Source organism: Streptomyces sp. 12E, from assembly GCF_055633275.1.
In genome coordinates, this window is the sequence record NZ_JBVNCJ010000001.1 from 6,746,397 (window position 1) to 6,758,894 (window position 12,498).

Genomic DNA, 12,498 nt, shown 5'->3' on the forward strand with positions numbered 1-12,498 from the left:
ACGCGGCCCGCCCCTTCAGTCCTCCAGGAGGCGGGCCAGCACCTGCGCGTGACCGGTCTCGGGGTTCCTGGCGGCGGTCAGCAGGGTGACCGGGCCCTTCCCGGCGAGTTCACGGACGTGGTCCAGGAGACCGGCGGCCTCCGGAGCGGCGAGTTCCGCCTCGTAGCGCTCCCGGAACTCCTCGTACGGCCGGTCGGCCGCGTGGTACCAGCGGCGCAGCTCCGTGGACGGGGTCAGGCCCTTGGGCCACTCGTCCACCCGCGCGGCGTCCTTCGTCAGACCGCGCGGCCACAGCCGGTCGACCAGGACCCGGACGCCGTCGTCCGGCTCGGGCGGTTCGTGGACACGGCGCACGCGCACGCTCATGGTCGGTCCCTTCCGGCGACGTCCCGCGAGCGTACCGCGGCGCACGGGACCGGGCACGGCGGGACGGTCCCCCGAAGGGCGCCGGCCCCGGTTCCGTCCGCGCGGGGCGGGTACTACGGACCGCCTGAGCCCGTGGCATGTCGGGAGGCCGTTCATGGAGGCACCGGACGATCTGCCGGTCGTCGGCACACTCGCCGAACTCACCGCGCTGGTCGAGCGCGAGCGGGGCCTGTACGTCCGCTGGTCCCGCGGTCCGGCGGCCGATCTGCGCGCCGTGTCCAGCACCGACGACCTCACGGGCGTCGCCATGCCCGGACTGTCCGCGAACCCGCTCGACGTCGAGGAGTGGTGGCGGGACCGGCCGGTGGAGCTGTGGGTGGCGCGCAGGCTGTACGACTACGGGCACCTGCCGCGGGAGAAGGGGCCGGGCACCCGGCCCTGGGTGCTCGGGGGACGGGAGGTCGCCCGCGGCCCCGACAACGAGCCGCTGGTCACGGAGGTCCGTCCGCGGTGCTGGATCGACGACGGTGTGATCGACGAGGCGCGTACGGAAGTGGCCCGCCAGGAGAACCCCTGGGGACCACTGCGCCGCACCGGCCGCTGAACGCCGCGCTGGGCCGCGACGGGCCGGCCGGACACCCCCTAGCCGGAGGAGCGCCGGGCGGCGATACGGCGCTTCAGGGCGCGGCGTTCCGTCTCGCTCGTACCGCCCCACACCCCGATGGTCTGCCCGGTGTCCAGCGCCCACTGAAGGCACTGCTCCTGCACGGGGCAGCGTCGGCACACGGCCTTGGCCTGTTCCGTCTGCATCAGGGCGGGGCCGGTGGTGCCGATCGGGAAGAAGAGGTCGGGGTCCTCGGTCCTGCAGGCCGCACGGCTGCGCCAGTTGTCCATCGAGAGTCACCTGCGATCGGTGTGGGTACGGACAGGCACCCTTTTGGGCGCCTTGCTCCTTTCGGGTGACCTGTCGACGGGCGGTGAAACAACGTGACGCGGTGCGAGCGGTCACTGTTCGCGCAGCCCCCAGGGCGAGCCGTACGCGGTCAGCAGCTCCAGGAACGGTCCCGCGGGGAACGCCTCGGGACCGAGCACACCCGTGCCCGACCAGACTCCGGTGGCGAGGAGTTCGAGGGCGACGACCGGGTTGACGGCGGTCTGCCACACCACGGCCTGGCAGCCGTACTCGGCCATGGACCACTGGTTGTCGACCACGTGGTACAGATACACCTCGCGCGGAGCCCCGCCCTTCACGCCCCGCACCCAGGTGCCGGCGCAGGTCTTGCCCCGCATCCGCTCGCCCAGGGTCGCCGGGTCGGGCAGACAGGCGGCCACCACGTCCCTGGGGGAGACCCGCACCGGGCCCTCCGGGCCGGGCACGGTCACCGGCTCGGTGCGGTCCAGGCCCAGCAGGTGCAGCGTCCTGAGCGTGTCGACGAACTCACGGCCCAGGCCGTACTTGAAGGTCACCCGGCGGGCGTCGACCCAGCGCGGGACGAGCAGCACCTCCTCGTGCTCGACGTTCACGCACTCCACCGGGCCGATGCCCTCGGGGAAGTCGAACACCTCCGGCTCGCTGAAGGGTTCGGTGGTGAACCAGCCGCGCTCCTTCTCGTAGACCACGGGCGGGTTGAGGCACTCCTCGATGGTGGTCCAGATGCTGAAGGACGGCGCGAAGCCGTAGCCGTCCACCGTGAGGTTCGCGCCGTCGCGGACGCCGATCTCCTCGATCACGTCGAAGAGCTCGTCGGCGGCGTACCGGGCGAACACGTCCGAGAGACCCGGCTCCACCCCCATGCCGACCAGGGCCAGCGCCCCGGCCCGCGCCCACTCCTCGGACCGCGCGAACTGCTCGTCGCCGAGCTTGACACCGCACTCCTCGTACGGCCGCTCGGCGTGCGGCCGGGACAGCGACATCGCCATGTCGACATAGGTGGCGCCGGCGCGGCGCGCGGCACGGAACAGCGGCATCACGAACCGGGGGTCGGTGGCGTTGAGCAGGACGTCGCAGCCGTGCCGTCCGAGCAGCGCGGCCACCCCGTCCTCGTCGCCGGCGTCCACCCGCTCGGCGCGGAACCGGGCGCCCTCCGCGCCGAGCGCGGCGACCGCCGCCTCGGCCCGGGCCGGGTCGTGGTCGGCGACGACCATCCGGTCGAGGAACGGCCGCCGGGCCGCGATCCGGGTGACGGCGGTACCCACGCCGCCGGCTCCCACGAGCAGTACACGCATGACGGAGCACTCCCTTTCTGCCTCGTGGATCCTCATGGATCCGGGGTGTGTGCACGGGGCCCCGGCCGGAGATACAACGCCTCGCGACGGCATAAGGTCAATGGTGTTGGCATAAGAGCGCGAGGAGACGGTGATGCCGAAACGCGTGGTCCCCGAGGAACGGCGACGCCGCCGCAGGCCGACCAGGAGCGGCCACGTGCTGTCCGAGACGCTGATCGTCGAGACGGCGCTCCGCCTGCTGCGCGAGCACGGCGGTGCGGGCCTGACGGCCCGCCGGCTCGGCCTCGCCCTGGACTGCGATCCGAGCACCCTCTACCGCTACTTCCGCGGCATGGACGAGCTGACCCTCGCCATCGGGGACGCGCTGATCGGCCGGGCGCTGCACGGCTGGCGCCCCACGGGACAGTGGCGCGCCGACCTGCGGGCCCTCGGGCTGCGCATCCACGCCGCCTATGTCTCGCACCCGCAGGCCGCCGTCCTCACGGCGAGCCGGGTCTCCGGCCGGGCGAACGAACTGGCGGCCGACGAGACGGTGCTGGACGTGCTGCGCACCGCGGGCTTCCCGCTGCCGGAGGCGGTCCGCGTCTACCACGCCTTCATCGACACCGCACTGGCCTTCGCCGCCCTCGACGCCGCCTCCCTGGCGCTGCCCGGCGCCGCGCGCCGCGCCGACGAGGAGATGTGGCGCTCCACCTACGCCCGCCTGCCCGCCGCCACCCACCCCCGACTCGCCGAGGCCGCGCCCCTGCTGGCCACCCGCATGGTCACCAGCGCCTACCCGACGGCGCTGGACATGCTCCTGGAGAGCGCGGAGAACGGCCTGGCGCGGTGGCGGGGTCCGAACGGCGCCCCTAACGCCGCAGGGCCCGCGCGGCCGCTTCCGTGACCGCGTCGGCCACCGCCGCCAGTGCGGGGGAGTCCAGCTTCCACTGCTGCCAGTACAGGGAGATGTCGACCTCCCGGCCCGGGGCGAACACCGTGAGGCGGCCGGCCCGGAGCAGGGGGCCGGCCTGGGCCTCGGGGACCATGCCCCAGCCCAGGCCCGCGGCCACCGCCTCGACGAAGCCCTCCGAGGTCGGCACGTGGTGGCGCAGTGCGCTCGCCTCGGCGCGCCCGCGCGTGAGCCGGCGCACGAAGCCGTCCTGGAAGTCGTCCTTCCGGTCGAACACCACCACGGGCGCCCCGGGCAGCGCCTCCCGCAACGGTCCCGCGAGATGCCGTGTGGCGAACTCCGGGTTCGCCACCGGGAGGTAGCGCATCCGCCCCAGATGCCGCACGGAGCAGCCCGGCACCGCGTCCGGTGACGAGGTCACCGCGGCCATCACCGTCCCCTCCCGCAGCAGCGCCGCCGTATGGGCCTCGTCCTCCCGGCGCAGCTCGAAACGGAGCCGCGAATCGGCCGGCAGGCGGGTGAGGGCCCCCAGGAACCAGGTCGCCAGCGAGTCCGCGTTCACCGCCACCGGCACCCGGGTCGGCTCTCCGGCCCCGCTCAGCCCCAGCTCGGCGTACGCGTCCCGCTCCAGCCGGCCCACCTGCCGGGCGAGCCTGACCAGCACCTCGCCCGACTCGGTCGGCCGTACCGGCTTGGTGCGCAGCAGCAGCACCCGCCCCGTGCGCTGCTCCAGCGCCTTCACCCGCTGGCTCACCGCCGAGGGCGTGACGTGCAGCGCGGCCGCCGCCGCGTCGAACGTCCCCTCGTCCACCACGGCGAGCAGGGTCCGTACCTGGTCCAGCGGGAGATCCGTCATCACGAAGGCTAAGGGTACGTAAGAATCCTTAGCTGTACTGCAGGGTCCTCCCGACCGTAGCGTCCTTCGCATGACCAGCGCCCTCACCACCGCCGCCGCCGGATTCGGCACCGGCCTCTCCCTCATCGTCGCCATCGGCGCCCAGAACGCCTTCGTCCTGCGCCAGGGCGTCCGCCGCGACGCCGTACTCGCCGTCGTCGGCATCTGCGCCCTGTCCGACGCGGCCCTCATCGCCCTCGGGGTCGGCGGGGTCGGCGCGGTGGTCGTGGCCTGGCCCGGCGCGCTGACGGCGGTCGGCTGGATCGGCGGCGCGTTCCTGCTCGGCTACGGCGCCCTGGCCGCCCGCCGGGTGCTGCGCCCGGCCGCCGCCGGACTGGAGACCGAGGGCGAGGCGGCGACCTCACGGCGCCGCGCGGTGCTCACCTGCCTCGCGATGACCTGGCTCAACCCGCACGTCTACCTCGACACGGTGTTCCTGCTGGGCTCGGTCGCCGCCGACCACGGCCCGCTGCGCTGGACCTTCGGTCTGGGCGCGGTACTGGCCAGCGTCTGCTGGTTCGCGGCGCTCGGCTTCGGCGCCCGTCTGCTGAGCCGCTTCCTGGCCCGTCCCACCGCCTGGCGGGTCCTGGACGGCCTGGTCGCCGCCACCATGGCCGTCCTCGGCCTCACACTGATCGCCGGAGCCTGACGCCGCCCGGCCGCCGCGGTGCCCGCGCCGCTCCGCCACCGGGTGCGGGGCCGCTCTACAGCGCCCCGGTGCGCCGGTGCATCGCGTACTGCTCCATCAGCTGGCCGCGCGTCGTCTCCAGCCGGTGGGCGAGCACCTCGGCGACACTGCGCACCAGGGCCATCCCGAGCGGCGGGTCCTCCTCGCAGAGCCGGAGGACGGCCGCCGCGTCGAACTCGTAGGCGCGCACCTGGCTGAAGGCCACGGCGCCGAAGTCCCACCGGTAGGGCGGGAACAGCCAGGACCAGCCCAGCAGATCACCCGTGCCGAGGCCGGCGACGGTCACCCGGTGCAGGTCGCTCACCCGCTGGTCCAGCGAGACCGCGCCGGAGCGGATCACCCAGAACCGGTCGGCGACGCCTCCCGACTCGAAGATCCGGGTGTCCTCGGGGAAGGACACCTCCCGTGCCAGCGCCATCAGGCGCTCGCGCTGCGGCGGGGGAAGGGCGGTCAGGAGTTTGATCGCTTTGGTCATGGCGCGGGGCTCCTCGCCGGGCGTTCGGTTCCGGTGCTTTCCCTACGTTCATTTCAGCCGCTGCGGCCGTTCGGGGCACCTCGGCGGACACGAGAAGTCCGATTCCTGTCCGCCGGGCCCGACCGGGCATGAAAGAGCCCTGGCTGGACGGGGGAAGCCAGCCAGGGCCGCAAGCGGTGATGTCCGGAGGACGGGGGTCGACTCCGCCACCACGTATGAGTGAACGATAAACCATTTCGAGGGCGCTCGGGTAACCGGGGCGGGTGACCTGTTTCACCGCCCTCGGCCCGCGCGCTCGTCCACGACCAGCGGGCGCGAGCGCCGTCGGCACACCTCGGCGACGCACGGCGCCGGACCGGTCACCGGCGCGCCGCGCGCGTCCGGGCGGGCGTCGAAGGCCGGCCGAAGTCGCCGACCGACGGCGGGTGCGCACGGTGCCGTCCGGCGTCCCCTTCAGCCCTCCGCCGCGTGCCTGCCCGGCGTCAGGATCTCGTCCAGCACCCGCAGCACCACCCCGTAGGCCACCTTGCGCACCTCGGCGTCGCGTGCCGCGCCGGGATCACCGGCGCCCGCCCGCCCCAGTTCGTCGCCCCGGGCCCGCCAGGTCCGTTCCTCCTGCGCCGCGCAGGCCCGTGCCCGCTGGATGCGCCGCATCAGTTCGTCCGAATCCACCACGTCGGTCATACCGTCCGCGTACCCCCGTGCGCCGATCGGACGACAGGCATGACGACAGGTGTACGGAGAACGTCCGGGAGGTTTGCCGTTACCGGGACAGGTGAGCCGAAAAGGGAGGTCTGATGCCTTACCCGCCCATTCCGTCACAGATCGGGGAGCCGCACGATGTACGAGGAGCACACGACCGAACCCCTCGAAGCACCCGGCGCGCGCCGGGCCGGATCCCCCTGCCCGTGCCGTCCGGCCGAGGTCCGCGAGGCCGTCATACGGGCGGTGTCCGAACGGTGCCGGGCCACCCGCACCCCCTGCGACGCCGAAGCCCTGGAGGACGCCCTGCTCGTCGCCTCCGAACTCACCACCAACGCCATGCTGCACGGCGGCGGGATCACCGACTTCCAGGTCGACGTGAGCGGCCCCGGAGTACGTCTGTCGGTGAGCGACCGCAGCGACGAACTGCCCGTCGTCGTGCCGCCGGCCGACCGGCAGGGACGCCGCCGTCCGGGCGGTCACGGCTGGCCCATCGTGTGCCGGCTGTCCCGCGACGTCCGGGTGTCCGACCTGCCCGCCGGAGGCAAGTGCATCACTGCCGTGGTACCCCTGCTCTGACCGGCCGGAACAGGCCCCGGCACATCGTGCGAAGAAGCGGAGTTTGTTCCACCGGCGAGGGGGCAATCGGAGGTTCGTGCTTCGGACCGGAGGCGCGCCAGCGGGAGTGGTACGACTGCTGTGGACCCCTCCGGGCGTCCCGGCGTCGGCCCTCCCGCGGTAGATCCCTGAAACCACCGTTCGGGAGCGAACCGCATGCTCATTGACACGACCGCCCACCCTTCCGGCCCCTCCGACACGACGACCGCCGCGCCCCGCAGGCGGCACGACGACGCCCCCGACACCGCCGCCCTCTTCAGTCGGCTGGCCTCCCTCGAGGACGGCCCCGAGCGGGACGCCGTCCGTGACGAGCTCGTCACCGCGTGGCTGCCCATGGCCCACCGCATCGCCGGCCGCTTCCGCGACCGCGGCGAGTCCGTCGAGGACCTGCGCCAGGTGGCCGCCCTGGGCCTGGTGAAGGCCATCGACCGCTTCGACCCGAGCCGCGGGGCCTTCGAGAGCTACGCCGTCCCCACCATCACCGGCGAGGTCAAGCGGCACTTCCGTGACCGGATGTGGGCCCTGCGCGTGCCCCGCCGGGTGCAGGAACTGCGCAACAAGGTGCGGGTGGCCCGGCGCGAGCTCACCCAGAACCCCGGCAGCCCCGAGCCGTCCGTGGCGGACATCGCCGCCCACACCGGGCTGACCGAGGAGGAGGTAGGTGCCGGGATGGAGGCCCTGGAGAGCTTCAGCACCCTCTCCCTGGACGCGGAACTGTCGTCCGACGACGACGGCTACAGCCTCGCCGACACCCTCGGCGCCGCGGACGCCTCCTACGACATCGTCGTCGACCGCGAGTCCGCCAAGGAGGGCCTGCGCAAGCTGCCGGAGCGCGAGCGCGCCATCCTCTACATGCGCTTCTTCGAGGACATGACCCAGAGCCGCATCGCCGACCGGCTGGGCATCTCCCAGATGCACGTCTCCCGTCTCATCAGCCGCAGCTGCGCCCGAGTGCGCGCCGACGTGATGGGACAGCGCACCGGCCGCCGCGGTACCGGCGGACACTCGGCGACGGCGTGAGCGGCGCCCGCCCCACCAGGAAGCGAGACACATGCTGAAGCCCCACCCCACCGTGCTGCGCCGGCTCGTCGAGGAGTACGAGACCCTGACGGCGGCCGGAGGCGGACCGGCCGGCCCGGACCCGCGGACCGGCGACCTGGCGTACACCCTGTGCGTGTCGACCGGCACCCGCGACGTACGCCACGCACTCACCACCGCGCGCGGCTGGCTGGCCACGGCCGGGCAGGACACGCGCGGGGCCGGCGCCCCGGCCTCCGTATGACCCGCGGCGTGCGGGGAACCCGAAGCGGATGAGCGAATCCGAGATTCCCCCGGAAGGCAGGGCTGTGGACGTCTATCTCGACCTCCTGCGGGTCCGGATGGACACCGAGGACTACCGGCTTCTGCTCCATGTGGTGGAGCCGGTCCTCCAGGCGATCGAGGAACACCGGCTGTCCGGCATGGACCTCGCGCTGGACGGCGGGGACGAGGAACTGCCGCAGGAGGTCCGCGACGAGGCCGCCCTCGTCATCGCCACCGCCGTCACCGGCCGCCTGGACAACGAGGTGGTCGAGCTGGAGGTCGACGACACCGGACCGGTCCGGGTGGTCACCGACGCGGCGACCGCCGCCGACCCCTCCCGCCTGGACGAGATCGCCGACTACATCAGGGACCGCCACCGCCAGAACGAGGAGCTACGAGGCATCGCGGAGGCCAGCGGCCTCCCGACCGACTTCTGAACCGCGCCCGCGCGTACGGCCCCGGCGACCGCCGGGGCCGTACGCGCGCGCCGCGACGGGCGGCGGAGGCGGGACGGGCGGACCGCCGGCCGGTCCGGACGGCCTCGACGACGCCGTCCGGACACCGAACGAGGGGGGACACGGCTGCGTCCGCGCCGGCCTCCTCAGCGCTCGGGCGTCCTCACCGGGACGCCCAGGGGACGGGCGAGACCCACCACGGCCTCGTCCAGGCGCTCCAGGTGGCGCAGCACCCGGCCGGTGACGCGGCCGTAGCGGGCGCCGCCGTCGCCGCCCAGGAGGGACGCGATGCTCGGCCCGGTCCCGACCGGCGTGGTGACGTCCTCGCCGGCGACACGGTCCGCGATCGTCACGATGTTGCGCACCGTGCGCCCCGCCGCCCCGCGCAGCCGGGGGTCCGCCGCGATCGACGGGTGGGTCGGCAGCAACTCCGCCGTGGCGGCCAGCGAACGCGCGTGGTACGCGCACGTCTCGAGGAGCGCCACCACGTAGCGCGCGGTGGCGCGCCGGGCCCGCAACGGGGTGACCGGATGCGTCAGCGGCTGGGTGGCGGAGCGCAGGTCGCCCAGTGCCTGGTCCAGCCGCCGTGCCTTGTCCAGCAGGTCGCCGGCGGGCCCGCCGCTGAGCTGACCGAGGGCGGCCTCGGTCACCTCGGCGAGCCGCTCCAGCACCGTGACCAGCAGCTCGTCGGTGCGCCGGTCGGTGCGCACCGGCAGGACCAGCGCCGCCGCGACCACCCCGCAGGCCGCGCCCAGCGCCGTCTCCTCCACCCGCAGCACCAGCACCTCCCAGCTGTAGGTGTGCAACAGGGTGTAGAGCAGTCCCAGCATCGCCGTCACGAAGAAGGACATCAGCGTGTAGGACAGCGGCGCCGTGTAGAACATGGCGAAGATCAGCACCAGCACCAGGGCGAAGGCCGTCCAGGTGTGGGAGCCCACCAGGCCGGCCAGCACGATGCCGGCGACGACGCCGAACACCGTGCCCAGCAGCCGCCGGTAGCCCTTGACCAGGATCTCGCCGGTCGAGGCCGTGTTGATGAACACGATCCAGCAGGTGAGCACCGCCCAGTACCAGCGGTCCGTGGAGAGCAGCTCGCCGCCGGCGATGGCCAGCGTCGAGCCCACGGCGACCTGCACGGCGGCGCGTGTGGTGGGCCGTTGCAGCCCCTTCTGCCGCTCGGCCGGCTCGTCCTCCTCACCGGCGTCGATGGCGGCGTCCTCGGCGTCCAGCTCCTCCCGTGAGCGTGCTGTCGCCGGGCTGTCGTCCGACTCGTCCTGCGGACCCTCCAGGGCGACGCGCAGCCCCATGACGGCGCGGGCGGTCTCGCCGACGGCCCGGAACACGTCCCGCACGGCCGGGGTGGCGGCCGGCAGGTTCTCCTCGTCCCGGTAACCGAGCAGTCGGTTGCGCAGCTGGGCCACGCCCGTTCCACCGGTCCCGGTGCGCACCACCAGCGCCCGCAGCGCGAGCAGGTCCCGCCGCAGTACGGCCGTGGACTCGTCCGGGCCGGGCAGCCGGCCCACCTCCGGGGCGGGCGCGCCGGGCAGGTGCAGGGTGAGGGTGTCCGCCCGCTCGGCGCTGCGCGCCGACAGCAGGAGCAGACCGAGCCGCTCGGCGGCGATCTCCGCGTCCGCGATCCGGCGTTGCACCAGCCGCGCCGCCGACTCGTCCGGCGTGCCCTCCTCCAGCCGGCTCTGGATCATCAGGGCCGTCTCGTGCAGCCGGGCGTTGCCCTCCCGCACGTCCTCCAGCGCCTTGTCCATCCCGTCCGGCCCGGCGTCCAGCAGCGCCAGGTACGCGGAGACCAGCCGGCCCAGCCGGGCCCGGAAGGCCTGGCGCAGCCGTGCGAGCGTCCCCGCGGGCGTCACGGGGACGACGGCGAACCGTACCAGCGCGCTGCACGCGAACGCGACGGTCAGGGCGGCCCACAGCTCCGGCAGCCCGGAGGCGGAGGCGCCGACGAACAGGGACAGGAAGTAGATCTGGAAGCCGATCAGCCCGAGCGCGGTCCCGCGGTCGCCGAACCGGCGGCCGTAGACCGCGCAGAAGATGAGGACGACGAAGAAGACGTCCCCGGCGACGACCCGGGCGTTGAGCACCGCGCCCAGCGACACGGACACCAGCGCGACCGGCAGGCCGACGGCCAGCGTGACGGCCTGGGCGCCGCGCCGCCGCTCACGAATGGAGAAGGTGGCGACCATCGCCGCCATCGCGCCCGCCACCGAATGGGTGACGTCCGACCCCGCCGGAGCGAGCACGGCCAGCGTCAGCGCGACCGCGCCCACCGTCCGCAGCCCGGCCGTCAGCCGCAGCAGACCGGGGTCGGACGCCGCCAGACGGTCCCGCAGCCGTGCCCGCACCGAGCGTCCCGCCGCCTTCACTCCGCCGCACTCTCTCCCGTCACGCACGCACACCCGGATCCCGGCGGCGCCGGGCGCGAACCGTCTCCCGTCCCCCGGGTCACCGTGCCGCCCGGCCCGCCTCCGCGACGTGCTGCCGCACCTGCTCCGGCGTCAGGTAGGCGTCCAGGTACTCGAAGTCCCGCAGGTTGCCCGGCTTGTGCGCCTGGAACCCGGTACGGACGAAGTCGTCGCCGGCGACCGCGTTCAACAGCCAGTTGGTCATGACCCGCGTCTTGGCGACACCGGTGCGCAGCGCCGACCAGTGGTAGCCGCGGGCCACCGCCTGGGCGGGCAGACCGTGCATCTCGAAGCCGAGCGGCTTGGAGACCGCGTCGGTGCCGCCGAGGTCCACCACCAGCCCGAGGTCCTTGTGGACGTACGGCCGTGTCGGCTGCCCCCGCAGCGTCGCGATGACGTTCTCGGCGACGTGCCTGCCCTGCCGCAGGGCGTGCTGCGCGGTCGGCGGGCACACGGCGTCGTCGCCCTTGGCCATGTCGGGCACCGCGGCCGAGTCGCCGAGCGCGAACACCCCGTCGTGGCCCGGCAGGCACATGTCCGCGTTGACCGCGAGCCGCCCCCGGACGGTCTCCGCGTCGAGCGTGGCGATGAGCGGGCTGGCGACGACACCGGCGGTCCAGATCAGGGTGCGGGTGGGCACCACCCGGCCGTCGGTGAAGGTGACCTCCTCGGCGCCCGCCTTCGCGATGGAGACGCCCAGCGAGATCTCGATGCCGCGCCGGGTCAGGATCTCCTGCGCGCTGCGCCCGAGCTTCTCGCCCAGCTCGGGCATCAGCTTCGGCGCGATGTCGATGAGATGCCACTTGATCAGGCCCGGGTCCAGCCGCGGGTAGCGCTTGACGGCGGCGTGCGTCAGCCGCTGGAGGCAGGCCGCGGTCTCGGTGCCCGCGTAACCGCCGCCGACGACCACGAACTGCAGCCGCGAGGCCCGCTCGGCCGGGTCGTGGCTCGCGTCGGCCAGGTCGAGCTGGGAGATGACGTGGTCGCGGAGGTAGGCGGCCTCGGCGAGCGACTTGAGCCCGAAGGCGTGGTCCGTCAGCCCCGGGATGTCGAAGGTGCGGGTGACGCTGCCGGGGGCCAGCACGATGTAGTCGTACGGCTCGTTGACGATCTCGCCGTTGACGATGCGGATGACGCAGACCTTGGACTTCAGGTCCACGCCGATGGCCCCGCCCGGGATGATCCGGGTGCGGTACTTCTCGCTCCGGCGCAGGGAGAGCGCGACCGACTGCGGGGTCAGCACGCCGGAGGCCACCTGGGGGAGCAGCGGCAGATAGAGCTGGTAGGAGAACGGCGTCACCAGCGTGAGGTCGGCCTCGTTCGGGGCGAGCCTGCGCTCCAGCCGCCGCACGCACTCCACGCCGGCGAAACCTGCGCCCACCACCAGGATCCTGGGTCGTGTCACGGTGTCCATCCCTTCCTGCGGCTCCAGGCGCTCTGCCTCGAACATCGACAACTG

At 73.7% G+C, this 12,498-nt stretch carries 15 protein-coding genes and 1 pseudogene; 7 read left to right on the top strand and 9 right to left on the bottom strand.

Annotated elements, in window-relative coordinates:
- Nucleotides 1-15: 15 nt before the first annotated feature.
- Nucleotides 16-366 carry a DUF488 domain-containing protein gene (locus ACZ8ZB_RS31005; protein WP_470740910.1) on the bottom strand — a complete coding sequence of 117 codons (351 nt, stop codon included), beginning with the start codon at nucleotides 364-366 and terminating at the stop codon, nucleotides 16-18.
- A gap of 154 nt (nucleotides 367-520) precedes the next feature.
- Here ACZ8ZB_RS31005 and ACZ8ZB_RS31010 point away from each other — a divergent pair, with 154 nt between their 5' ends.
- Nucleotides 521-970, top strand: coding sequence for a DUF6098 family protein (locus ACZ8ZB_RS31010; RefSeq protein WP_470740911.1), 450 nt, complete (start codon nucleotides 521-523; stop codon nucleotides 968-970).
- Between the two features lie 38 nt (nucleotides 971-1,008).
- Here the strand turns inward: ACZ8ZB_RS31010 and ACZ8ZB_RS31015 are convergent, their stop codons facing one another.
- Both ACZ8ZB_RS31015 and ACZ8ZB_RS31020 read right to left on the bottom strand, forming a co-directional pair.
- Nucleotides 1,009-1,260: a WhiB family transcriptional regulator gene (locus ACZ8ZB_RS31015; protein ID WP_381230645.1), complete on the bottom strand. Its 252-nt coding sequence runs from the start codon at nucleotides 1,258-1,260 to the stop codon at nucleotides 1,009-1,011.
- Nucleotides 1,261-1,371: 111 nt separating this feature from the next.
- Complete coding sequence (locus tag ACZ8ZB_RS31020; RefSeq protein ID WP_470740912.1) at nucleotides 1,372-2,592, bottom strand: saccharopine dehydrogenase family protein; 1,221 nt, start codon at nucleotides 2,590-2,592, stop codon at nucleotides 1,372-1,374.
- A 133-nt stretch (nucleotides 2,593-2,725) separates the two neighbouring features.
- Between ACZ8ZB_RS31020 and ACZ8ZB_RS31025 the strand changes: the two genes are divergently transcribed.
- A complete protein-coding gene (locus tag ACZ8ZB_RS31025) occupies nucleotides 2,726-3,478 on the top strand; it encodes a TetR/AcrR family transcriptional regulator (protein WP_470740913.1) in 753 nt (250 codons plus the stop codon).
- Here ACZ8ZB_RS31025 and ACZ8ZB_RS31030 read toward each other — a convergent pair.
- Complete coding sequence (locus ACZ8ZB_RS31030) at nucleotides 3,444-4,340, bottom strand: LysR family transcriptional regulator ArgP (protein WP_470741623.1); 897 nt, start codon at nucleotides 4,338-4,340, stop codon at nucleotides 3,444-3,446. The genes ACZ8ZB_RS31025 and ACZ8ZB_RS31030 overlap by 35 nt on opposite strands.
- Nucleotides 4,341-4,410: 70 nt before the next feature.
- Here ACZ8ZB_RS31030 and ACZ8ZB_RS31035 point away from each other — a divergent pair, with 70 nt between their 5' ends.
- On the top strand, nucleotides 4,411-5,028 hold the full coding sequence (locus ACZ8ZB_RS31035) for a LysE/ArgO family amino acid transporter (protein ID WP_470740914.1): 618 nt from the start codon (nucleotides 4,411-4,413) through the stop codon (nucleotides 5,026-5,028).
- 55 nt (nucleotides 5,029-5,083) lie between these two features.
- Here ACZ8ZB_RS31035 and ACZ8ZB_RS31040 read toward each other — a convergent pair whose 3' ends face one another.
- The 3 genes and pseudogenes from ACZ8ZB_RS31040 to ACZ8ZB_RS31050 form a co-directional block, all read right to left on the bottom strand.
- Nucleotides 5,084-5,542 carry a cyclic nucleotide-binding domain-containing protein gene (locus ACZ8ZB_RS31040; RefSeq protein WP_470740915.1) on the bottom strand — a complete coding sequence of 153 codons (459 nt, stop codon included), beginning with the start codon at nucleotides 5,540-5,542 and terminating at the stop codon, nucleotides 5,084-5,086.
- 285 nt (nucleotides 5,543-5,827) lie between these two features.
- A pseudogene (locus ACZ8ZB_RS31045) lies at nucleotides 5,828-5,991 on the bottom strand (ornithine decarboxylase); the annotation flags it as partial.
- A 4-nt stretch (nucleotides 5,992-5,995) separates the two neighbouring features.
- Complete coding sequence (locus tag ACZ8ZB_RS31050; protein ID WP_470740916.1) at nucleotides 5,996-6,226, bottom strand: hypothetical protein; 231 nt, start codon at nucleotides 6,224-6,226, stop codon at nucleotides 5,996-5,998.
- A 156-nt stretch (nucleotides 6,227-6,382) separates the two neighbouring features.
- On the opposite strand from ACZ8ZB_RS31050, the gene ACZ8ZB_RS31055 reads away from it, so the two are divergent.
- The 4 genes from ACZ8ZB_RS31055 to ACZ8ZB_RS31070 all read left to right on the top strand — a co-directional run bounded on the left by ACZ8ZB_RS31055 (nucleotide 6,383) and on the right by ACZ8ZB_RS31070 (nucleotide 8,601).
- Entirely contained in the window at nucleotides 6,383-6,823 is a 441-nt protein-coding gene (locus tag ACZ8ZB_RS31055; RefSeq protein WP_470740917.1) for an ATP-binding protein, read from the top strand.
- A 195-nt stretch (nucleotides 6,824-7,018) separates the two neighbouring features.
- Nucleotides 7,019-7,882: an RNA polymerase sigma factor SigF gene (locus ACZ8ZB_RS31060; protein WP_470740918.1), complete on the top strand. Its 864-nt coding sequence runs from the start codon at nucleotides 7,019-7,021 to the stop codon at nucleotides 7,880-7,882.
- Nucleotides 7,883-7,913: 31 nt separating this feature from the next.
- Complete coding sequence (locus ACZ8ZB_RS31065) at nucleotides 7,914-8,144, top strand: DUF5133 domain-containing protein (RefSeq protein WP_470740919.1); 231 nt, start codon at nucleotides 7,914-7,916, stop codon at nucleotides 8,142-8,144.
- Between the two features lie 28 nt (nucleotides 8,145-8,172).
- On the top strand, nucleotides 8,173-8,601 hold the full coding sequence (locus ACZ8ZB_RS31070) for a hypothetical protein (protein WP_381230625.1): 429 nt from the start codon (nucleotides 8,173-8,175) through the stop codon (nucleotides 8,599-8,601).
- Nucleotides 8,602-8,765: 164 nt separating this feature from the next.
- Here ACZ8ZB_RS31070 and ACZ8ZB_RS31075 read toward each other — a convergent pair whose 3' ends face one another.
- Both ACZ8ZB_RS31075 and ACZ8ZB_RS31080 read right to left on the bottom strand, forming a co-directional pair.
- The gene (locus ACZ8ZB_RS31075) at nucleotides 8,766-11,000 is read right to left on the bottom strand and encodes an FUSC family protein (protein WP_470741624.1); all 2,235 of its coding nucleotides are present in this window, start codon (nucleotides 10,998-11,000) and stop codon (nucleotides 8,766-8,768) included.
- Between the two features lie 79 nt (nucleotides 11,001-11,079).
- The gene (locus ACZ8ZB_RS31080; RefSeq protein ID WP_470741625.1) at nucleotides 11,080-12,453 is read right to left on the bottom strand and encodes an NAD(P)/FAD-dependent oxidoreductase; all 1,374 of its coding nucleotides are present in this window, start codon (nucleotides 12,451-12,453) and stop codon (nucleotides 11,080-11,082) included.
- Nucleotides 12,454-12,498 lie beyond the last annotated feature (45 nt).

Coding starts and splice junctions, on each gene's coding strand:
- ACZ8ZB_RS31040 (WP_470740915.1), bottom strand. CDS start 5,542: ATGACCAAAGCGATCAAACTCCTGACCGCCCTTCCCCCGCCGCAGCGC.
- ACZ8ZB_RS31010 (WP_470740911.1), top strand. CDS start 521: ATGGAGGCACCGGACGATCTGCCGGTCGTCGGCACACTCGCCGAACTC.
- ACZ8ZB_RS31015 (WP_381230645.1), bottom strand. CDS start 1,260: ATGGACAACTGGCGCAGCCGTGCGGCCTGCAGGACCGAGGACCCCGAC.
- ACZ8ZB_RS31020 (WP_470740912.1), bottom strand. CDS start 2,592: ATGCGTGTACTGCTCGTGGGAGCCGGCGGCGTGGGTACCGCCGTCACC.
- ACZ8ZB_RS31035 (WP_470740914.1), top strand. CDS start 4,411: ATGACCAGCGCCCTCACCACCGCCGCCGCCGGATTCGGCACCGGCCTC.
- ACZ8ZB_RS31070 (WP_381230625.1), top strand. CDS start 8,173: ATGAGCGAATCCGAGATTCCCCCGGAAGGCAGGGCTGTGGACGTCTAT.
- ACZ8ZB_RS31030 (WP_470741623.1), bottom strand. CDS start 4,340: ATGACGGATCTCCCGCTGGACCAGGTACGGACCCTGCTCGCCGTGGTG.
- ACZ8ZB_RS31005 (WP_470740910.1), bottom strand. CDS start 366: ATGAGCGTGCGCGTGCGCCGTGTCCACGAACCGCCCGAGCCGGACGAC.
- ACZ8ZB_RS31080 (WP_470741625.1), bottom strand. CDS start 12,453: ATGGACACCGTGACACGACCCAGGATCCTGGTGGTGGGCGCAGGTTTC.
- ACZ8ZB_RS31055 (WP_470740917.1), top strand. CDS start 6,383: ATGTACGAGGAGCACACGACCGAACCCCTCGAAGCACCCGGCGCGCGC.
- ACZ8ZB_RS31060 (WP_470740918.1), top strand. CDS start 7,019: ATGCTCATTGACACGACCGCCCACCCTTCCGGCCCCTCCGACACGACG.
- ACZ8ZB_RS31065 (WP_470740919.1), top strand. CDS start 7,914: ATGCTGAAGCCCCACCCCACCGTGCTGCGCCGGCTCGTCGAGGAGTAC.
- ACZ8ZB_RS31050 (WP_470740916.1), bottom strand. CDS start 6,226: ATGACCGACGTGGTGGATTCGGACGAACTGATGCGGCGCATCCAGCGG.
- ACZ8ZB_RS31025 (WP_470740913.1), top strand. CDS start 2,726: ATGCCGAAACGCGTGGTCCCCGAGGAACGGCGACGCCGCCGCAGGCCG.